22 protein-coding genes are annotated in these 19,441 nt (G+C 40.4%); 4 read left to right on the forward strand and 18 right to left on the reverse strand.

The features are described from left to right. The 15 genes from G6W41_RS02725 to G6W41_RS02795 form a co-directional block, all read right to left on the reverse strand. The gene (locus tag G6W41_RS02725) at window positions 1–1,383 is read right to left on the reverse strand and encodes an endonuclease/exonuclease/phosphatase family protein (protein WP_194170548.1); all 1,383 of its coding nucleotides are present in this window, start codon (window positions 1,381–1,383) and stop codon (window positions 1–3) included. Further along, entirely contained in the window at window positions 1,380–1,859 is a 480-nt protein-coding gene (locus G6W41_RS02730; protein ID WP_021085887.1) for a tRNA (cytidine(34)-2'-O)-methyltransferase, read from the reverse strand. The genes G6W41_RS02725 and G6W41_RS02730 overlap by 4 nt, the downstream gene beginning before the upstream one ends. Before the next feature lie 74 nt (window positions 1,860–1,933). Next, on the reverse strand, window positions 1,934–3,106 hold the full coding sequence (locus G6W41_RS02735) for a CCA tRNA nucleotidyltransferase (protein WP_194170549.1): 1,173 nt from the start codon (window positions 3,104–3,106) through the stop codon (window positions 1,934–1,936). After that, window positions 3,066–3,473, reverse strand: a complete 408-nt coding sequence (locus G6W41_RS02740) for a CiaD-like domain-containing protein (RefSeq protein ID WP_194170550.1) — start codon at window positions 3,471–3,473, stop codon at window positions 3,066–3,068. Before G6W41_RS02740 ends, G6W41_RS02735 begins: the two co-directional genes overlap by 41 nt. Continuing rightward, window positions 3,470–3,715, reverse strand: a complete 246-nt coding sequence (locus tag G6W41_RS02745) for a hypothetical protein (RefSeq protein WP_002941772.1) — start codon at window positions 3,713–3,715, stop codon at window positions 3,470–3,472. The genes G6W41_RS02740 and G6W41_RS02745 overlap by 4 nt, the downstream gene beginning before the upstream one ends. Further along, on the reverse strand, window positions 3,712–4,779 hold the full coding sequence (gene leuB, locus G6W41_RS02750) for a 3-isopropylmalate dehydrogenase (RefSeq protein ID WP_103613730.1): 1,068 nt from the start codon (window positions 4,777–4,779) through the stop codon (window positions 3,712–3,714). Before leuB ends, G6W41_RS02745 begins: the two co-directional genes overlap by 4 nt. Before the next feature lie 9 nt (window positions 4,780–4,788). Continuing rightward, on the reverse strand, window positions 4,789–5,274 hold the full coding sequence (locus tag G6W41_RS02755) for a 3-isopropylmalate dehydratase small subunit (RefSeq protein WP_109146406.1): 486 nt from the start codon (window positions 5,272–5,274) through the stop codon (window positions 4,789–4,791). Window positions 5,275–5,398: 124 nt separating this feature from the next. Then, window positions 5,399–6,946: a flavocytochrome c gene (locus G6W41_RS02760; RefSeq protein ID WP_149709990.1), complete on the reverse strand. Its 1,548-nt coding sequence runs from the start codon at window positions 6,944–6,946 to the stop codon at window positions 5,399–5,401. Window positions 6,947–7,078: 132 nt separating this feature from the next. Continuing rightward, a complete protein-coding gene (locus G6W41_RS02765; protein ID WP_149709989.1) occupies window positions 7,079–7,972 on the reverse strand; it encodes a DUF4299 family protein in 894 nt (297 codons plus the stop codon). Window positions 7,973–7,988: 16 nt separating this feature from the next. After that, a complete protein-coding gene (locus G6W41_RS02770) occupies window positions 7,989–8,348 on the reverse strand; it encodes a DsrE/DsrF/TusD sulfur relay family protein (RefSeq protein WP_107965124.1) in 360 nt (119 codons plus the stop codon). Window positions 8,349–8,421: 73 nt separating this feature from the next. Then, a complete protein-coding gene (locus G6W41_RS02775) occupies window positions 8,422–9,021 on the reverse strand; it encodes a LysE family translocator (protein ID WP_194170551.1) in 600 nt (199 codons plus the stop codon). A gap of 292 nt (window positions 9,022–9,313) precedes the next feature. Then, on the reverse strand, window positions 9,314–9,805 hold the full coding sequence (locus G6W41_RS02780; RefSeq protein ID WP_087580901.1) for a DUF1877 family protein: 492 nt from the start codon (window positions 9,803–9,805) through the stop codon (window positions 9,314–9,316). An 85-nt stretch (window positions 9,806–9,890) separates the two neighbouring features. Next, on the reverse strand, window positions 9,891–10,937 hold the full coding sequence (locus G6W41_RS02785; RefSeq protein ID WP_035142308.1) for a type II asparaginase: 1,047 nt from the start codon (window positions 10,935–10,937) through the stop codon (window positions 9,891–9,893). A gap of 85 nt (window positions 10,938–11,022) precedes the next feature. After that, a complete protein-coding gene (locus G6W41_RS02790; protein ID WP_103558556.1) occupies window positions 11,023–11,358 on the reverse strand; it encodes a branched-chain amino acid transporter permease in 336 nt (111 codons plus the stop codon). Then, complete coding sequence (locus G6W41_RS02795; RefSeq protein ID WP_194170552.1) at window positions 11,355–12,017, reverse strand: AzlC family ABC transporter permease; 663 nt, start codon at window positions 12,015–12,017, stop codon at window positions 11,355–11,357. Before G6W41_RS02795 ends, G6W41_RS02790 begins: the two co-directional genes overlap by 4 nt. Window positions 12,018–12,166: 149 nt before the next feature. On the opposite strand from G6W41_RS02795, the gene G6W41_RS02800 reads away from it, so the two are divergent. The 3 genes from G6W41_RS02800 to G6W41_RS02810 all read left to right on the forward strand — a co-directional run bounded on the left by G6W41_RS02800 (window position 12,167) and on the right by G6W41_RS02810 (window position 14,441). Beyond that, the gene (locus tag G6W41_RS02800) at window positions 12,167–13,126 is read left to right on the forward strand and encodes a tetratricopeptide repeat protein (RefSeq protein ID WP_194170553.1); all 960 of its coding nucleotides are present in this window, start codon (window positions 12,167–12,169) and stop codon (window positions 13,124–13,126) included. Between the two features lie 9 nt (window positions 13,127–13,135). Further along, entirely contained in the window at window positions 13,136–13,576 is a 441-nt protein-coding gene (locus tag G6W41_RS02805; RefSeq protein ID WP_194170554.1) for a sel1 repeat family protein, read from the forward strand. A gap of 67 nt (window positions 13,577–13,643) precedes the next feature. Next, window positions 13,644–14,441 carry a tetratricopeptide repeat protein gene (locus G6W41_RS02810; RefSeq protein WP_194170555.1) on the forward strand — a complete coding sequence of 266 codons (798 nt, stop codon included), beginning with the start codon at window positions 13,644–13,646 and terminating at the stop codon, window positions 14,439–14,441. 71 nt (window positions 14,442–14,512) lie between these two features. Here the strand turns inward: G6W41_RS02810 and flgG are convergent, their stop codons facing one another. Next, the gene (flgG, locus tag G6W41_RS02815; protein ID WP_103587128.1) at window positions 14,513–15,301 is read right to left on the reverse strand and encodes a flagellar basal-body rod protein FlgG; all 789 of its coding nucleotides are present in this window, start codon (window positions 15,299–15,301) and stop codon (window positions 14,513–14,515) included. A 15-nt stretch (window positions 15,302–15,316) separates the two neighbouring features. Further along, window positions 15,317–16,126: a flagellar hook-basal body protein gene (locus G6W41_RS02820; protein WP_194170556.1), complete on the reverse strand. Its 810-nt coding sequence runs from the start codon at window positions 16,124–16,126 to the stop codon at window positions 15,317–15,319. Between the two features lie 149 nt (window positions 16,127–16,275). Here G6W41_RS02820 and rpoD point away from each other — a divergent pair, with 149 nt between their 5' ends. Continuing rightward, on the forward strand, window positions 16,276–18,129 hold the full coding sequence (gene rpoD, locus G6W41_RS02825; protein WP_103620488.1) for an RNA polymerase sigma factor RpoD: 1,854 nt from the start codon (window positions 16,276–16,278) through the stop codon (window positions 18,127–18,129). A 498-nt stretch (window positions 18,130–18,627) separates the two neighbouring features. On the opposite strand, the gene G6W41_RS02830 is transcribed toward rpoD, so the two are convergent. Beyond that, window positions 18,628–19,383, reverse strand: coding sequence for a flagellin (locus tag G6W41_RS02830; protein ID WP_194170557.1), 756 nt, complete (start codon window positions 19,381–19,383; stop codon window positions 18,628–18,630). Between the last annotated feature and the right edge of the window lie 58 nt (window positions 19,384–19,441).

The following is a 19,441-nucleotide window of genomic DNA, read 5'->3' on the forward strand; positions in this document are numbered from 1 at the left end:
CTACTCCACAACGATCTCTTTTTCGTTTTTATAAATTTTCACCCTCGCCTGCTCAAAGCTATACTCACCATCTTTTAGCCTTTTTTTGCTATAAATTCTGATCTTGCCATGCGGTGTATGCAAGTAGCCACCCTCTAGCCTACCTGAAATTTTAGCGATCACATCGCCGCTTCTTGCAATGCTTAGCTTTGAGCTATCAAGTAAATTTTCACTCACATCTTTTGTGCCATGCTCATTTATGATCTCATAAGAGCTTACTTCAAGCGCCTCTTTGTAAAATTTCACTCGCCTGACCAAGATATCAAGCTCATCGCCCACGCCGACGCTATTTTTAGGATCATAAACGTAAATTCCACGGCGATTTTTTGAGATGATAAAGCCATGCTTATCTTTTAAGATGACAACAGCTCGCTCCACAAGTGCTGGCAAGGCCTCAGGATGCTCAAAAAGCGTATCTATGTCAGCTTTTTTGTAGTTTTGATCCTCTACTTTTTTAGATTCTTTTTTTAAATTTTCATTTGATTTAGCAGGACTTGATTTGGTTGATATTTTAAATTTGAGCGCAAAATGATCTGAGTAAAGATCGCTCTTTGCAAAGCCATGCTCATCAAGCACAAAGCTTGGTTTAAAGACTTCAAAACTGCCATCAACGTAGCTTAGATCGCCATTTGCCATAAAGCTAGGCGAGAGCAAAACGTGATCAATAGCTCGCTTTTTGCCATGGACTGCATGAGAGTATCTATCTTTTGGGGCTAAAAAGCTATAAAGATCGTAATATCCACGAGTTGCGATGATATCGTTTAAGATGGATTTTTGCCCATAAGGTGAGTTAAAATCGCCCAAAACTATGGCATTTTGCTCGTTACCAAGAGCTGCTCTTAGCGTTCTTTCGGCCTTTTTTTGCATATTTATGCCGTTTTTATAAGCTGGGAAGTGATTAACAAAAACGCCAAATTTCTTACCCTCCACCTCAAAAACGACCTTTAAAATGTTTCTAGTTTTTACATTTGGCACTTCAAAAATTTCACTGCCACCTGACTTTATCTTTGATATGAGAGCTAGCCCAACTGGAGAGTTTTTTGCCTTGCTAAAGGCTATAAATTTATACTCGCTGCCATCAACTAAAGCCTTTAAAACCTGCTCGTTTTCAACCTCTTCAAGTGCGATGATGTCGGTATCTAGGGCATCTATGACCTGCCTTGTTCTTTTTAGTTTTGAGCTGGCCGCCTCGCAGTCCCACTTTGAAGTGCTAGATTTAAAGTCAGGATATTCGCTGCCATCGTCCTTGCAGTCAAATAAATTTTGCACATTATAAGTTGCGATGCTTATCTCGCTTGCAAACGCCATAAAAACAGCAAAGACTAATGCAAAGAGCGCTCTCAAACCTCGCTCCTAAAGTCAAATTTAGAGATGTTTTGCCTAATCGCCTCATACGCGATGATGCCAGCACTCATGGCTAAATTTAAGCTCCTGCCCTCTTTTCCCATCGGGATCGTTATGGCGTTTTTGAAATTTATATCCATAAATTCTCTTGGCAGTCCCGTGCTCTCTCCGCCAAAAAATATAAAATCTCCTGGTTCAAATTTAGCGTCGTAATAAAGTCTGTTTGTCTTAGTCGTAGCAAAGAAAAATCGCTCTTTATGGCTTAAATTTGCCTCCAAAAACTCATCTAGACTTTGCCAAATTTGTGGCTTTAGGATTTTCCAATAATCAAGCCCAGCACGTCTAACAGCCTTTTCGCTCAGATCAAAGACAGTTGGCTTAACGATGTGCAGCTTTAAATTTGCATTTACGCACATTCTGCCGATAGCTCCGGTGTTTTGCGGTATCTGAGGATGGACTAGGACTATGTTAAACATAAGTTTTTCTTGCCTTAAAAAGTGTTATAAACTGGTTCATTTTAGCCAAAATGGGCTTTTAAGAGTTTTAAAGATTAAGATTTTCTAAATTTGCGCTCACTAAGATAGTTTGAAATTTCAAGCTCTTGTCTGCGTTTTATCTCAGCGGCGATCATCTCGTTTTTAAAGCCAGCCGCCAAGATCTCTCTCACATCTATCTTTGGCTCAAATTTACGCTCATAAATCCCAAGCTCTTTTGCACGCTCTATGCGCTTTTTGTTATAAGCTCCAAGCCATGATTTTAGTGGCATATTTAGAGCGATTTGCAGTAGCTCATTGTCACTTGGCATAGCTTTAAAAAAGGGCTCTTTTAAGATAGAAAAGTAGCTCTTTGGCAGGCGCATTTTCTCTAGAATTTCCTTTGCGTTAAGCTCAAATTTACCAAAAAGCATATATAAAAACAGCCGCTCATCATTTACGAAATTTCTAGCACTTTTAAGTTCGCTCAAGAACTCATCATTTTCACAAATTTTCACGCCAAAAATTTCTTTAAAAAGTAAAAGCTTAAAAAGATAAAATGCCCCTTTTTCAAGATGCTCTGAGCGAAAAAATTTAATGAGCTCGGTATTTATCCTATCCTTACTTAGATGCGCTAGATCAAGCGTTTTCATAAGCTCTAGCGTCTCGTCAGCTATGCTAAAACCAAGCCTAGCGCTAAACTGCACGCCACGCAGCACCCTTAGTGGATCTTCTTTAAATTTCTCACTATCGATGTGCCTTAGCGTCTTGCTCTCAAGGTCCTTTTTACCGCCATGAAAGTCTAAAATTTCGCCGTTAAAGATATTCATCATCATGGCATTTACTGTAAAATCACGCCTAAGACTTGCAAGGCTTGGATCATTTATGTAACTTACGGCAAAGTCTTTGTGCGAATTTCCAGTCTTGCTCTCGCTTCGTGGCAGACCAAGGTCGTAGTTTTTGTATTTGTAGATGAAGTAGCTTTTGCCAACACCACTAGCTCTTATGCCAGTCATTAGCTCGTCAAATTTGAGAGGCTCGATGTCATAGACTTCGATGTCATAATCATAAATTTCTCGCCCCAAAAGTGCATCTCTCACGCAGCCACCTACTAGATAGACGCGCTTGCTAAAAGGGGCAAATAGCGATCTAAAAAAATCTAGCTCGCTATTTTTGTAAATGCTTGTACCAGTTTTTGCCTCAAATTTGTTATTTTGAGAGATTTTGGAGTCTATTTTCGATGTTTGCAAGGGTAAATTCTAAAAATTTAGTCGTTAGCTCGAGCCTTTGGCCAAGGTCTTGCTCGCTAGTTTGTTTAAGCCCCTCAAAAAGCACCTCGATACGCTCAGCAAGGTTTGCTAAGAAAATTTCTTCATCACTTATCTCCCTGCTCTTTGGCGAAATTTGCGCTACCTTTGGCTCTGACTCGCTTTGAGCACTTATCTCAAGCTCTGGCTCATCAGCCACCTCTTGCTCCCTAGCCTCCATAGCCAAAAGCTCTTTTTTTAAATTCTCCCTTTCAAGCTCTTCTTGCTTTTTGCTTTGCAACGCCTCTATCTTTTCAAGCTCGGCGCTAACCTCACTAATGGCCATCCTAGCGATATCATCAAGCTTCATAATCTTATCAACCACCTTTTAAATTCATTTATCTCTTCGTCACTTTTCATCCTGATAAAAAACTCTTTCATCTGCTCATTTTTTATCACGCGCTCCTTGCGAAGTCCGCTCAGGCGGTTTATCGCGCTAAGGGCGTCCTTGTTTGATGGGTCTTGTTTTAAGATGTTCTTGTAAATTTCAAGCGCGTCATCTTTTAGCCCTTGCGCCTCGTAGATCAGTGCTTCAGTGATCGTGTTTTTCATTTTTTGATAAATCCTGCTATCACGTCGCCTATCTCGCTTGTTGAGCAAATTTCAACTGCGTTAAAAGCGGCGATATCTTTTGTTCTATATCCCTTTGCAAGAGCTGTTTTTACGGCATTTTCTATCGCATTTGCAGCCTCGCTCTCGCCAAATGCGTATCTTAGCATCATCGCTGCACTTAAAATGGTCGCGATCGGATTTGCTATGCCCTGCCCTGCGATGTCTGGCGCTGAGCCATGAATTGGCTCATAAATACCCACTTTGCCGCCCATGCTAGCACTTGGTAAAAGTCCTATCGAGCCACAAACCATGCTCGCTTCGTCACTTAAAATGTCGCCAAATAAATTTTCAGTAAGTATGACGTCAAAATTTGCTGGCGCCCTTACTAGCTGCATCGCTGCGTTATCGACATACATAAAGCTAAGCTCTACTTCAGGATAGCCCTTTGCTACCTCGCTGGTCACCTCGCGCCAAAGCTGGCTTGTCTCAAGCACATTTGCCTTATCGACCATGCAGACCTTTTTCTTGCGAAGCATAGCCGTCTCAAAGGCGATCTTTGCGATGCGCTCGATCTCAAATTTAGAATAAACCATCGTATTAAACGCTCTATCTTCGCCTTTTTCACGTGGCTGTCCAAAATAAAGCCCACCAGTTAGCTCACGAACCACGACAAAATCAACACCCTTTAAAACCTCTGGCTTTAGCGTGCTAGCATCCACTAGCTCGTCAAAGATGATGGCTGGGCGTAAATTTGCATAAGCTTCTAGCTCTTTTCTGATCTTTAAAAGCCCGCTCTCTGGCCTTAGGTGTCTTGGCAAGCTGTCCCATTTCTCACCACCTATCGCTCCAAAAAGTACAGCGTTGCTATTAAGTGCTGAGCTTAGCGTCTCATCTGGTAATGGCTCGCCAAAAACGTCGTAGGCTGCGCCGCCCATAAGCTTGTAGTCATACTCAAATTTGATACCAAACTCAGCGCTAACTACGTCTAAAACCTTTATCGCCTCGTCGATGATCTCAGGGCCGATGCCATCGCCTTTTATAACGCAAATTTTATAGTTTTTCATCGCCTCTCCTTAGTTCATCTTCGCTTTTGCGTATTCGATAAGGCCGCCAGCGTTTAAAAGCTCTTGCATAAATGGCGGGATAGCGTTAAATTTATACTCTTTTTTTGTGCTCTCATTTACGATGACGCCGTTATCTACATCGATCTTTAGCGTGTCGCCCTCGTTTATCTCCTCAGTTTCTTTTATCTCAAGTATCAAAAGCCCTGTGTTAAAGCTGTTTCTGTAAAAAATCCTCGCAAAGCTCTTAGCCACAACAGCTGCTATGCCAGCCTCTTTTAGCGCTAGTGGGGCGTGCTCTCTTGAGCTACCGCAACCAAAATTTTCGCCAGCTACGATGATGTCGCCTTTTGCTATTTTTGAGCTAAATTTAGGATCGGCGTCTTCCATGATGTGTTTTGCTAGCTCTTTTTCGTCTGAAGTGTTTAAATATCTTGCGGCGATGATGATGTCGGTGTCGATATTATCGCCAAATTTCCAAACTTTGCCTTGTTTCATTTTTAACCTTTAGTTTTGTAAATTTGGGCTGATTTTAACCAAAAGAAGCTAAATAAATAATCAAAAGTGCTCTTGCAAGCTAAATTTAGCGGCATTTAAACCGCTAAATTTAAGTAAAAATAAATTAGATATTCTCTCCAGCAACCATGCCAAATACCATACAATCAGCCATACTCATCGTGCCAAGACGGCTTGCTCCATGCACGCCACCAGTGATCTCGCCAGCTGCATAAAGACCTGCGATAGGCTCGTGAGTAGTTGCGCTTATGACTTGCGCTTTTGTATTTATCTCGACACCGCCCATGCAGTAAAGGATCTTTGGCGTAGTCTCACTTGCGTAAAATGGCGCTTTTGTAATGCCAATGCCATTTACATCAGCTTTTGTCAAAGGTTTGCCAAATTCAGGGTCTTTTTCATTTTTGACATATTCGTTAAAATTTTTAATAGTCTCCAAAAATGGCTCAAGCGGGATATTATAAGCTTTTGCAAGCTCTTCAAGTGTGTTAAATTTCTTTATAGAGCCCTCTTCAACGCCCTTTTTTGTATAAGCGATATTGTTTGCATCAACGGCTGCTTGATCGCAGATATTTACTGGATAGTTGTCATTTTTATCGCTTTGCGCCATACAAGCAAAGATCGCATCGCTCTTTACCTTACGGCCTGCATGCTCGTTCATAAAGCGTTTGCCCGTTTTTGGATTGACGCTTAGGCCGTAGTCATTTGCGCAGTGATTTGTAAAAAGTGCAGATGTGCCAAAGCCTCTTTCAGTTGGATTTGTGTATGGATTTAGCTGGATCCAGCTAAGTTGAATAGGGTTTGCGCCAAGCTTCATCGCAGCCACTAGCGCTCCAGAGGTTGCACCTGGCTGGCTAACTGTCTCGATATTGTCTTTTAGATATGGCACTTGCTGCATCCTAAACCACTTATCAGAGCTAAAACCTCCTGCTGCTAGGATGACGCCATCTTTTGCTTTAAAGCATTTTGGCGTGCCAGTTTTATTCTCTTTATCATCATTTGCAAGCTGATGATCAAATCTATAATCCTCCCTGCATTTTATGCCAACAACCCTGCCATTTTCATCGATGATAAAATCATCAAATTTAGTCCTTCTTTTTGTCACGGCATTTGGATTTTTATCGATCGCATCGTGCATAGGTAAAACGTATCCTGCACCACTTGTGTTTTTAGACTGAACAGCACGTTTTATAGAGTGACCGCTCGCTGAGATCACCTTGCCAGTAAATTCAACGCCAAGCGTTTTTAGGTATTCAAAAGCGTCATTTGCGCGGTCATATATGACTTCAAGTAGATCGACATGGTTTAAATTTTGACCATCTTTTAGGCAGTCAGCGATAAAAGCCTCTTTGCTATCTTTTATGCCTGCTGCTTTTTGAAATTCATTATTTGGGACAGCCATATTGCCAGCATTTATGACTGAGTTGCCGCCGCTTCGTCCCATTTTCTCGATCATTAGCACTTTTTTACCGCGTTTTAGCGCTTGCAAAGTAGCCATCGAGCCTGCAAAGCCTGTGCCTATGACGATGACGTCATACTCTTCGTCAAATTTAATATCTTTTGCCTCTAAAACTCCAGCATTTGCGTTGCTAGCAGCAAGTGCCAATGCGCCAGTAGCACCCATTTTCATAAAATTTCGCCTTGAAATTTCTTTCATTGTTTGCTCCTTTTTTTAAATTTCTTGGAGTAAATTATACGTCAATTACGCATAAAATAAAACTTAATTATGAAAATTTGACTAAAAATATTTATAAAGAAAATTTTAATACTAGCCTTTAAAACTCCAAATTTAAGCTTTTGCCTTTTGCAAAATTTCTTTCATCTCATCTTCGCTAAGTGGCTCAACAAGCACGTTTGCAGCGTCAATGAAGTGGTATTTTTCTTTTGGTAAATTTGCCATGAAAGCTCCATATTCACACTCATCAAGCACTTGAGCGTTACTATCATCCACGCCCACAACTAGCGTAAGCACCCAGCGTGAGACCTTGCGATCTCCAAGCGCTTCTTGCGCCTGCCACGACGGAGATGGAGCATAAGGCAAGATGGTCGGTAAATTTTCACTAAGCGTATATGTGCCAAAAATTTCGTTGCCGTCTTTGTCTTGATAGAGGTGCTCTTTTGCGCTATATGCGTCAAGATACTGCACCTGCCTCATCATCTCATCAAATTTAGCCGCAGGGCTGGCACTTGCAAAAATTTCATCTACCATAACCGCGTCAAACGCCACGTCACGCCCCACGCCAGAGATATAAAGTGTTTGATTTTTCTCTTTTATATCTTTTAACGCTTCAAGTCCAGCTGCGATGTCAGCCTCGTAGTCAAATTTTAAAATTTGCTCGCTATCATAAATTTTTTCGTTGTCGCACTCTATTTTTGAGCCAGTTTGGGCTGAGAGCTTTGAGAGTAGCTCAAGTGCGATCTGCCAGTCGCCAACGCCACTTGGAGTATAAACGCGCACGATATACTCGCCATCTTCGTAGTTTAGCTCAAAGCCACGAGCGCTCTTTTGCCACACGCCTGCTATCATCACGTCAGCGCCCAGCTCATTTGTGCCCGGCTCCTCTTGCTCGCTGTTAAAAAAGAAAAGTCCCTCAACAAGAGCTGAAATTTCACGCTCGCTTAGCGCCTTTGCGTATCCGCCAAGTAGCTTCTTTTTATTTTTTACACTAAATGTCAAACTCATAAATTCTCCTTTTGCTCTAAAATGTCATCACCTGATCGCACTCTCTCACCCACTCGGACAAGATATCCATGCTGCCTTTCACCTCAGCCTCAAAATAAGGCTCTCCCACATGCAAACCGCACCTTGTTTGGCAGCTACCACAAACCTTAAGCATCGCACCGCCAGCGTAAAGCTCCTTTAGCATCTCCACTAGATCAACGTCGTAGTTTTCTGGCTTTTTGGTGCTATTTCGCGCAAGATCGACCGCGTCGTTCATAAGAAAGATCCTAACCTCTTCGCCCTTTTCTTTTAGCGCTCTAGCTAGCCTTAGTGCGTTGTAAGCGTTGTCCGTGCCATTATATGGCTGATTTGTAAGTATAAATAGAAATTTTTTCATCTCTTATCCTTTTGCTAATAATGTAGTGCAAACTGGACAAATTTTAGCCAAGCTAGGTAAAAAGGGGATAAATTTATCTAAAAAGCAAGAGCACGCCGATCGTGCAGACGATGATAGCAGTGCAAATTTCAAGTAGTCTTAGGTGCGTTTGTAAAAATTTCTTTAGCATAGCTCCGCCAAGTGCGTAGATATTTAGCGCTAAAAACTCGACAAAGATGAGCGAGGCGGTGATAACGCACATGCGAGTAAGGCTAAAAGGCTCATCTTTATCCAAAAATGTAGGCAGCAAGGCTGAGAAAAATATCCACGCCTTTGGGTTTGAGACGCTAACGATGAGGCCATTTATAAACATCTGCTTTTTGCTTGGCAAATTTGAGACATTTGTGATGCTAAGCTCGCCCTTGCCAAAAAAGAGCATCACGCCAAGATAGAGCATATAAAGGCCTGCGATGATATTTAGCGCCTTAAATGCGTAATCAAAGTGATGTAGCACCGCTCCCACGCCAAGCATGCAGCTAAACGATACAAAAGCGATCGCTAAAAGCTGCCCAGCCATCACGAAAAACGAGTGCTTGTAGCCAAAGCTCATACCAACGCTCATCGCATAAGTCATGTTGATGCCTGGCATCATTGAGATGGGCGCAAGGGTGATAAAAAATAGCAAGAAATTCATGAGATGCCTTGAAATTTTAATGAAATGCTAAATCAAAATCTATAAATTTATGATAAAAGAAGGCTTTATTAGTAAATTTAGCCTGCTTTTAGTTGTGAGAAATTTGGCTTTTGGCGCTAGGCATATAAATTTAATAAATTTAGCGCTAAAACAAAGGCGATTTTGTGTGTGTTTCGCAACCTAGATGGCAAATTTAGCTTTTGCCACGTAGGCACTCTATAAATTTAATAGCCCTCAAAACTAGCTAAATTTAGAGCAAAATGGCTCACCTTTCATTTATAAATTTAAAAATTTAGGCTATTACTATTATCACGCCAAGCCCTTTGTTGGCGGCATTTTGGTAAAAATTTAAAAGCCCAGTAAAGTGCTCTTTTAAACTCGCCCTTATATCTTCAAATTCGCTCTCGCTCCCAAAGATATCAGGATAAGTGTTTGAACTAGCAAATTCTTTTAAATTTATCTTTGCTAAAAGCGCGCTAATCTCAACATTTTTCAACGTCTCAGCCACCTCTTTTACCTCTGTGGCATTTGTATAAGAGATCATCTCGCTTAGCTCTTCGTTTAGCGCACTACGCCCAAAAATAGCCCAGCTAAAAGGCTCATTTGAGCTAAAAATATCGCCAGCCTTAAGCCTCTGCTTGAAATTTTTACCAGTTAGCATCTTACACATCGCGTCCCAAAAATTATTCAAGTCGTATTCGTCCAAAAGCTCGCCGACGTCGCCATTTTTTATCTTTTCTATATCATCTTGCAAGTAGGCGTAGTAGTGTGCGCTGATACCCATTTTAGAGCCTTAAATTTTAGTGTGAATTTAAAAAAAGAGAGGGCGGAGCTATAAATTTACATAGATCCGCCACGAGAATTTAAGCTTAGTGAGTTAAGAAAAACTCTTGAATTTTAGCTTTGTCGCTTGTTTTTGTAAGAGCAAGCATCAAAAGCACTCTAGCTTTTTGAGCGTTTAGGTTGTCGCTTGTTAAAAAGCCGTATTTTGCGTCATCAACTTCGCCGTTCATAGTTGTCTCGCCGCTTCCCACACGTGAGTCGCGAACTACCACTACGCCAGCTTTTGAAGCCTCACCAAGTGCCTCTAGCACGCTAAAGTAAGGGTTGCCGTTGCCAAGACCAGCACTAACGATACCTTTTGCGCCGTTTTTTACAGCTACATTTACAAAGTCAGGGTTGTCATTTGCGTGAGAGTAGATGATATCGACTCTTGGAAGCTCTTTTACGCCAGTTAGGTCAAAAGCTGAACTTGCTGTGTGTTTTCTGATCGGATTCATATAGTATTTTACGTTGCCGTAAAAAACTGTGCCGATTTTGCCGCTATTTGGTGATTTAAATGTATCAACGCCTGTAGTGTTAGTCTTTGTCACCTCACGAGCCGCGTGAATTTCATCATTCATAACAACTACAACGCCCTTGCCTACGCTATCTTTGCTGATAGCTACATTTACAGCGTTAAATAAATTTAGTGGGCCATCTGCACTTAGTGAGCCACTATTTCTCATCGCACCTACAAGTACAACTGGCTTGTCGCTTTTAACGACTAAATTTAAGAAGTAAGCAGTCTCTTCCATAGTGTCTGTGCCGTGAGTAACGACGATACCATCAGCTTTGCCGCTGTTTAAAAGTTCGTTTATTCTATTTGCAAGCTTAAGCCAAACTTCGTTGTTCATATCTTGTGAGCCGATATTTGAAATTTGCTCGCCTTTTATGGTAGCGATCTTGTTGATATCTGGTACGGCTGCGATTAGTTTATCGACCGTAACAGTTCCAGAAGTATAGCTTGAATCAAGCGAGCCTGAGCCGCTTCCAGCTATCGTTCCACCAGTAGCTAGGATGTAGATGGTTGGCTTAGCAACCGCTAAAGTAGCACCTAAAATCATGAGTAACACCGCCTTAAAGATTAAACGCATTTTAGCTCCTTTGCATTAAAATTTGCTAGAGCATTATAACGTCATATATTTAAAAAATTTATTAATTTTCAAAATTTATATTTATTTAAAAAATTCTTATCAAAAGCATATAAATTCCAGTTGAAACGACTATGCTAAGAAGGGCATTTTTGAATTTCAAATGCACCAAAACAGCCGTAAAAACCGCCACTATCTCGCTTAAGCCGTATGGAAATTCGCTAAATTTCGTATCTTTTAGCCCGTAGCAGACCAAAACGACCATTATCATCATACCCATGTGCTTCTCGATAGCGTCCAAATAAGGGTTTGACTTATAGTTTCTTAACGCATAAAACGGCGTCGCCCTCGTTATAAAAGTAGCCAAGGCGCTTAAAAGCACCGCCACAAAAAGCACCATCTCGCTTGAACTTACACTTATCAAATTTTATCCTTAAACAAAAGCAAAAATACAAAACAAAGCGCCATCGAGCCAACAAGCACAAATTTAGCTGGAAAGAGGCTCACTCCAAGCACGCCAAAAAAGACCGCCGCAAAGAGCACGCGGTAGTTTTTATCATTTTTAAACATCTCGATGACGACCACTGTAAAAAGCGCTGTTAAGCTAAACTCAAGTCCCCTTGTATCGGCCTTTATAAAGTCACCAAGTATCGCTCCAAGCAGCGTTCCAGCCGCCCAGTATGACCAAGATAAAAGATTTAGCCAGGTAAAGACAAAACTTCGATCACTTGCATCTTTTAGCCCTAAATTTTTAAATATCGCAAAGGTCTCATCTGTTAGCAAAGCGATGTTTAAGAGCTTAAATTTGATCCCGCTATACTCTTTTAAAAGTGAAATTCCATAAAAAGTGTGACGCAAATTTACAAGATAGCTCACGATAAAGACCTCAACGTAGCTCGTGCCCACACTAAAGAGCGAGAGCATCATAAACTGCGCTGCTCCGCCGTATCCAAGCATGCTAAGCGCCATGGCGATAAATGCGCTCACTCCCATACTCTTTGCCAGCACGCCAAAGGCGACACCAAGCGGAAAAAAGCCCATAAAGATAGGAATGGATAGTTTAAAAACGTAGTTAAATGTCAAATTTTACCTTCATAAAAAGCCGAAATATTAGCAAAAATTTAAAAATTTAAATTTAAAGAGGCATTTTTGCTTTTACAAATTTAACTGCTTGCTCGCATTTTAAAACTAAATTTTATAAAATAGCAACAAAATTTATAAAGAAAATTTCTATGAAAAAGATAGTTTTACTAATATTTTTAACACTAAATTTAATAGCCTTAACAACAAATCCAAAGATCAAAATCCCTCAAGCAAATAGCTGCAATATCGAGGATAACTGCATTGATTTTAGCCGCAGATACAGCGATGATGAGTATAAAAGGCTATTTGGAATTTATAAAAGTGAGTGCGAGCTTAAAAATTTAGACGCATGCATCTATCTGGCTGAGTTTTACAAAAGCGGACTTGGCGTAAAAAAAGACGCGATGAAATCACTAGAAATTCTTAACAAAACTTGCGATGAGGGCAATAAATTTGCCTGCCACAACCTTGGTGTCGAGTATCAAGAGATGAAAGATCACAAAAAGGCTTTAGATGCTTTTAAAAAAGGTTGCGATCTAGCTTTTATACAAAGCTGTTTTAACATCGCAGTTTTATATAATAACGGCGGCGGCGTAAAAAGAGACTACAAAAAGGCTGCTAAAATTTACAAAGAAGTTTGCGAGCAAAATTTCTATGAAGGATGCTACAACCTAGCCGTTTTATACCACAACACCCCTGGCGTAAAGCGCAACTACAAAGAAGCGATAAAGCTTTACAAAAAGGCTTGTGATAGCGACTTTAGCATATCTTGCTACAACCTAGCGAGCTTATATCAAGAGAAAAAAGAGTATGAAAAGGCTAACAAGCTATATTTTAAAGCTTGCAAGCTTGACTTTGCCGATGCTTGTAATAACCTAGCCAGCCTTTACGACGACGCACTTGGTGTAGAAAAAGATGATGAAGTGGCGTTTAGATACTACAACAAAGCGTGCAGGCTAGATAGCGCAAGTGGGTGCAAACATCTTGCATACTTTTACTATCATGGCATAGGCACAAAAAAGGATAAAAAGCTGGCAGAAAAAGAGCTTAAAAAAGCTTGCAAGCTAGGCCTTAAAGAGGCTTGCGAGATAGTTAGAGTTTTTCACTAAAGAGCATTTATGAAAAATTTGATTTTGTTTTTATCTCTCATTATGCTTTTAAATGCAGAAAATTTAGACGAGATGTGCCAAAGTGAGGGCGATATAAGAGCAAATTTAACGAGCTGTTACAAGGCTGCTACAAAAATTTATAACTCATCAAGTGATGATAAAGAGTTTAAAAAGCTAAAAGAGATATTTTTACTAGCTTGCGAAAATGATATAAAAGAGGGTTGTTACAGCACTGCGCTCATCTATCTAAATGGCTACAACGACGTGGGTAGCGAGCTTAATCAAACTATCATATTAAATAGATATGCAAGATTTTTAAACTACGCACTTTTGGATAACGGCAAAAAAGAGGACAAAACGACTGCCAAAAGCTACTTTCAAAGATCATGCGAGCTAGGCTTTAAAAAGGGCTGCGATATGAGAAATTTACTAGATAAGCTTGGGTATTAAATTTGATATTTACTATAAATTTAAAGCTTTTTATCTAAACTTATTTAAATTTTTTAAAAGGCAAGCAATGAAAAAGGTTGTTTTATTTTTAGCCTCTGCGGTGCTTTTGTGGGGCGCAAATTTAGAGCCAAAAACGCTTGAGTCTAGGTGCCAAAACAACGACGCTAAAAGCTGCTTTGAGCTTGGTAATAAATTTGAGGAGAGCAAAAACTACCAAAAAGCGGGCGAATTTTATAAAAAAGCTTGCGAGCTAAAACACGCAGGCGCTTGCAGCAGCGTGGGCGTGCTATACGACATGGACTACATAAAGGATGTGAATAACAAAAATGCAGCCAAATTTTACCAAAAGGGCTGCGAGCTAAACGACGGCTTTGGCTGCGCAAGGCTTGGCTTTGTCTATACGTTAGATAAAAACTATCAAAAGTCAAAAGAGCTATTTTTAAGAGCTTGCGAGCTAAAAGATGGCGACGGATACTACGGACTTGGGCTTTTATACTATGACGGAAATGGCGTAGAGCAAGATGCCAAAAAGGCAAAAGAGCTCTTTGAAAAAAGCTGCGATCTGGGTCATGCTGCTGGCTGCAATAGCCTTGGCATGATGCTTCATAGCGGAAAATACGTAGAAAAAGATCAAAAAAGAGCTAGCAAACTCTTCACAAAAGCTTGCGAAATGGACTTTGGGGATGGTTGCCACAACCTTGGGGTTATTTATTTTGAAGCAAAAGGCGATAAAAATTTAGCCAAAAAGTACTTTGGCAAGTCCTGCGAGCTGGGCAACGACGAAGACTGCCAAATTAATTTACAATGGCCTATAAATTTAATGCACCTGCCCTTTTGGACCCTTGCCCTTTGGGGTCCTATCTGAAAAGTAAAAAACATCAAGCGTAAAAGCAACGAGTATAAGTCCAACAATAGCCAAAGTCGCGTCCATATTACCTACCTTTTAAGTCCATTTACTATCTCTAACATCGAATCGCTCGTAGTTATCGCCTTTGAGTTTGCCTCGTATGCACGCTGACCAGTGATAAGATCAGTCATCTCTTCAACTAGCTGCACGTTACTCATCTCGACAAAGCCCTGTCTAATGGTGCCAAGTCCGTCAAGGCCTGCTACACCTACCACTACGTCGCCACTAGCGCTTGTTTGAAGGTAGTTGTTATCACCCATCGAGTGAAGACCAGCTGGGTTTATGAAATTTGCTAGCTCGATCTGACCTATCTGAGCCATGTTGGTTTCGCCAGCTTGAAGCACTGAGACGGTGCCATCTGTGCCTATTGAAATTTGCGTCGCATTTGCAGGGACTGTGATCTGCGGTATGAGCTGGTAGCCGTCACTATTTACGATCGTGCCGTTTGCATCAAGCTTAAATGCGCCGTTTCTGGTGTAGGCCGTCGTGCCATCAGGGAGTTGAATTTGAAAAAAGCCGTTGCCAGCTATGACCATATCTAGGTTGTTGCTAGTCTCTTTAAAATAGCCCTGAGAGAAAATTTTATTTATCGCTGTTGGGCGCACGCCAAGACCTACTTCGATGCCTGTTGGGCTTGTGGTAGTCTGGCTTGTCGCCGTGCCTGCGTACTCCATGACTTGATACATAAGATCGGCAAATTCAGCCCTATTTTTCTTATATCCATAGGTATTTACGTTTGCAATGTTGTGTGAGGTTACGTCTATCTGCGTCTGCTCGGCGATCATGCCAGTGGCCGCAGTGTAAAGTGATCTCATCATAGTTTTATCCTTTTATTAAGCTTTTAGGGCTAGTTTTTGAACAGCATCTTGGTTAAGGTCAGTCATGTGGCTTGTCATAACCTTTTGATACATATCAACTAAGCGTTGGGTTTCTATTAGACCCACCATTTCTAAGACTGGATTTACATTTGACATCTGAGCGTAGCCTTGCATCACGCTATCAGCCTCGTCAAGCTCGGTTATGTCATCAAAATTTCTCGTTTCAAAGAGATTGTCGCCGACCTTTTTTAGATCTCTTATCTCTCTTGGCTGAGCGATGTAAAATTTAGAAAATTGATTGTTATTTGAGTATAAATTTCCATTTTTATCAGAGGTTAAGACTTCGCCTTGTGGCACTTGGATGCCTCTTTGACCAGGATTTTGCGCCTCATAGCCACTTGGTAACACCCTATAACCCTCTTTTGTGACGATATATCCGTCGCCGTCAAGGCTAAAAGAGCCATTTTTGCTTAGTTTTACGCCATTTGGAGTATCAACTAAGAAAAAAGCATCGTCTCTTTTTATTGCAAAGTCAAGCGTGTTTGAGCTGTATTTAAAGCCACCAGCGCTAAAGTCGGTGTATTCTTCGCTCACTTGTGGCACACGATCAAGCGTTCTGTTTAGAAATTTAGCTCCATCTTTTGTGTGATTTTTAAGTGGGAGCTCATCTTGCGTCTCTTTAAAAATTCTCGCAAAGTCGCCGATGACTACGTCGTTTCGCTTGTAGCCGATCGTATTTACATTTGCAAGGTTGTTTGAAATGACATTTAGTCTGTTAAACTGCGTTACCATGCCAGCAGTGGCTTGATAATAACCATTTTGCATAAATTTTCCTAATCAAAATTTGATTTTTATAGCTACTAAGCAATCATCGTTCCAACTTTCTTTTTATAGACATTTAAAAAATTTTGGGTATAATCCACTTTCTTTTAACCAATACTTAAATCACGATGATACGATTTGAAAGGAATTTTATGAGCGCCGCAAAAGACTCTTTTTCTCAGATAGAAGAGCTTTTTGTTGAAAATGCAAAAGGCTTTTTGACATACGAAAAATTAGTAAAATTATTAGACAAAGCTCCGACGGCTACGATAGTAAAGAAGATAGAACAACTAGCAAAAACAAACAAAGTTCAGCTCATCACATCTGCTGAAGCTGCAAAGCTTAGAAATTTAGCTGACGCCAAAAAACGTCAAGAAAATGCTCAAAAAAGTGATCAAGATATCGACGAGGACCTCGATCTTTCAAGTGAGAGCGACCTTTTAGAGTGGTCAAGATCAGATAGTCCAGTAAGGATGTATCTAAGAGAGATGGGTCAGATCGCACTTCTTACAAAAGAAGAGGAGGTGGAAATCAGCAAGAGGATCGAGCTTGGCGAAGATATCATCATCGACGCATTTTGTTCGGTGCCGTTTTTGATCGATTTCATACTTGATTACAAAGAGCCGCTCATCAATAGAGAACGCCGTGTAAAAGAGCTTTTTAAAAGCTTTGAAGATGAGAGCGAAAATGAAAACGAAGATGGCGAAGAGGATATAGATGAAGAGGATGAGGATAACGAAGAGAACGAAGCTCCTAAAAAATCAGCCAAAAACGACAAGCGCGCAGAAAAAGTTATAGAGAGCTTTAAAGCCCTTGAAAAGGCTAAAAAAGAGTGGCTAAAGACCGCGAACAAGCAAGATAAAGTAGAAAGCGACGACACAGCTTCAAAGATGACGCTTGCGTTTAAAAAGAAAATTTTAAAAGAGAAGCTGATGGACCTTGGCCCAACAAGTAAGCTAATTAGCGAGATCGTAAAATCAATGGAGACAGCACTAAAAAGCGACGATGAATTTGACAGAGAGCTAAAACGCTTGGAGTATCGCTTACCGATGTTTAGTGACGAGCTTAAGAAAAATCACAAAAGCATATTAAAAGATATCATCAAGCTTAGCAAAGAAGAGATCGCAGCTCGCGTGCCAGAGGCTACGATGGTCTCAACATACGTCGAGATCAAAAAACTTTTTACGACAAAAGAGGCGAGCAAACAAGGCTTTGACCTTGAGCCAGCAAGACTAAAAGAAATTTTAGAGCAGATCAAACGTGGAAAGAAAATTTCAGACGAAGCAAAAGCTAGAATGGCCAAGTCAAACCTCCGTCTAGTCGTAAGTATCGCGAAACGCTATACAAACAGGGGCTTGCCGTTTTTAGATCTCATCCAAGAGGGCAACATCGGCCTTATGAAGGCGGTTGATAAATTTGAATATAGAAAAGGCTATAAATTTTCAACCTACGCCACATGGTGGATCCGCCAGGCTATCTCGCGTGCGATCGCCGATCAGGCAAGGACGATTAGGATACCTATCCACATGATAGAGACGATCAATCGTATCAACAAAATCAACCGAAAATACCTCCAAGAAGAGGGAAAAGAGCCTGACGTAAGCGTCATCGCAAAAGAGGTCGGACTAAGCGTTGATAAGGTAAAACAGGTGATTAAGATAACAAAAGAGCCTATCAGCCTTGAAGCTCCTATCGCAAACGAAGAGGACGGTAAATTTGGAGATTTTGTTGAAGACAAAACTTCTCTATCACCGATAGATCAAATTTTAAAAAGTGACCTTAGAGAGCAGATCGACGATGTGCTCTCGCAGCTAAATGAGCGCGAAAAGGCGGTTATTTCCATGAGATTTGGCTTGCTTGAAGATGAGAGCGACCGCACACTTGAAGAGATCGGTAAGGCATTAAACGTCACTCGTGAGCGCGTCCGCCAGATAGAAAGCTCGGCTATTAAAAAACTAAAACACCCAAAAGTTGGTAGAAAACTCAAAAACTACATCGAGGGCTAACAAGCCCTGCCCTTTTGGGCGTCCGCATCTAAATTCTTTAAATTTCTAAAATCAAATTTATATACTAGTCTATAATTATGTTATTTTTACATTCAAAGCACCAAAAAAGATTAGTAAGAAATTTAATGTTTTTGTATGGCATTTTTGTCCTATTTTTGTGTATATACTATTGTTTAGACAGCTTTTCTTTTGGTAAATTATTAGCGTCTATACCCTTTAAAGGACTTTCTCTTTGAAGAATTTATAGCATCTATACACAAAAATTGTTTTAAACATTGCATATGGCTATCATCTTAAAGCATAATTAATTTAACCTTCGTTTTGAGGGTACACTTGCTATAAAAATAGATAAAAAATGGTGCACTTGCTACAAAATTTCAATCAAATTCTAAAAACAATAACTAAAAAGTATAAAATTTTAATTTATAAATATGTTTTATAAGTTAAAAAAATAGAAATAAAAAAAGAGAGTTTTACCGGCACAAGACCGGTAAAAATTTATTCGCCTAGAAGTTTATCTAGTTTTGCAGCCAAGCTCGTAGTATCGTGAGCTTTAGCTAAAGATGCAGCATGTAGCTTTAAATTTGCTTGTAAATTTTCTTCCAAGCTCTTTGCGATGTCGCTACTATCAAGGTTTTCTACGCTATTAGCGTTTGCTACGCTTCTAGCAGCTAGAGCGTTCATACCTCTAAATACAGCGTTTTGTGTCGAGCCGATCTCAGAGCGAAGTGAATTTATATTTTTCAAAATATCGCCCGAATTTGAACCATCCTCTCTTACATCCAAAAGAGCATTTGTGCTTAAATTTATATTTTTTGTACCCTCGCCTGTGAAAAATCCAAGCTCAGCGTCAAAAACGTTTTTACCGTTAAATTTAGCCTCTTTTACGCTGTCGCTCATCGCATTTTTTAGCGCATTTATCTCGCCTCTTATGCCCTTTTGCTCGTTAGCTGAAAGAGCTGGGTTTGAAAGCTTGCTTGATAACTCACCGATCTTATCCGCACTCTCGCTTAAATTTAAAAGCGTTGAGTCAGCGATCTGGAGCATGCCGATCATATCGTTTGCATTTGCCATGCCCTCGTTTAGGACATTTGTTTGCGAAAGTAAGCTCTCTGCGATTTGCAAATTTGCACCTGATGCTTTGATCTCGCTATTTGCAGAGATGGCGTTTAGCGCCTTTTTCTCGCTATTTTTAGCTTGATCTAAATAATAGTTTCCTGAAGCCTGGTTTGCAGTATAAGTTCCTAACTTCATATCAACTCCTTTTTTAGTAGTTTCGTGATGGATTTTACTATAAATTTCATAAAAAGTT

This window comes from Campylobacter concisus, from assembly GCF_015230035.1.
Taxonomy (GTDB): Bacteria; Campylobacterota; Campylobacteria; order Campylobacterales; family Campylobacteraceae; genus Campylobacter_A; species Campylobacter_A concisus_BK.

Coding starts and splice junctions, on each gene's coding strand:
- G6W41_RS02755 (WP_109146406.1), bottom strand. CDS start 5,274: ATGAAACAAGGCAAAGTTTGGAAATTTGGCGATAATATCGACACCGAC.
- G6W41_RS02745 (WP_002941772.1), bottom strand. CDS start 3,715: ATGAAAAACACGATCACTGAAGCACTGATCTACGAGGCGCAAGGGCTA.
- G6W41_RS02830 (WP_194170557.1), bottom strand. CDS start 19,383: ATGAAGTTAGGAACTTATACTGCAAACCAGGCTTCAGGAAACTATTAT.
- flgG (WP_103587128.1), bottom strand. CDS start 15,301: ATGATGAGATCACTTTACACTGCGGCCACTGGCATGATCGCCGAGCAG.
- rpoD (WP_103620488.1), top strand. CDS start 16,276: ATGAGCGCCGCAAAAGACTCTTTTTCTCAGATAGAAGAGCTTTTTGTT.
- G6W41_RS02805 (WP_194170554.1), top strand. CDS start 13,136: ATGAAAAATTTGATTTTGTTTTTATCTCTCATTATGCTTTTAAATGCA.
- G6W41_RS02780 (WP_087580901.1), bottom strand. CDS start 9,805: ATGGGTATCAGCGCACACTACTACGCCTACTTGCAAGATGATATAGAA.
- G6W41_RS02775 (WP_194170551.1), bottom strand. CDS start 9,021: ATGAATTTCTTGCTATTTTTTATCACCCTTGCGCCCATCTCAATGATG.
- G6W41_RS02760 (WP_149709990.1), bottom strand. CDS start 6,946: ATGAAAGAAATTTCAAGGCGAAATTTTATGAAAATGGGTGCTACTGGC.
- G6W41_RS02810 (WP_194170555.1), top strand. CDS start 13,644: ATGAAAAAGGTTGTTTTATTTTTAGCCTCTGCGGTGCTTTTGTGGGGC.
- G6W41_RS02820 (WP_194170556.1), bottom strand. CDS start 16,126: ATGCAAAATGGTTATTATCAAGCCACTGCTGGCATGGTAACGCAGTTT.
- G6W41_RS02770 (WP_107965124.1), bottom strand. CDS start 8,348: ATGAAAAAATTTCTATTTATACTTACAAATCAGCCATATAATGGCACG.
- G6W41_RS02800 (WP_194170553.1), top strand. CDS start 12,167: ATGAAAAAGATAGTTTTACTAATATTTTTAACACTAAATTTAATAGCC.
- G6W41_RS02765 (WP_149709989.1), bottom strand. CDS start 7,972: ATGAGTTTGACATTTAGTGTAAAAAATAAAAAGAAGCTACTTGGCGGA.
- G6W41_RS02740 (WP_194170550.1), bottom strand. CDS start 3,473: ATGAAGCTTGATGATATCGCTAGGATGGCCATTAGTGAGGTTAGCGCC.
- G6W41_RS02730 (WP_021085887.1), bottom strand. CDS start 1,859: ATGTTTAACATAGTCCTAGTCCATCCTCAGATACCGCAAAACACCGGA.
- leuB (WP_103613730.1), bottom strand. CDS start 4,779: ATGAAAAACTATAAAATTTGCGTTATAAAAGGCGATGGCATCGGCCCT.
- G6W41_RS02785 (WP_035142308.1), bottom strand. CDS start 10,937: ATGCGTTTAATCTTTAAGGCGGTGTTACTCATGATTTTAGGTGCTACT.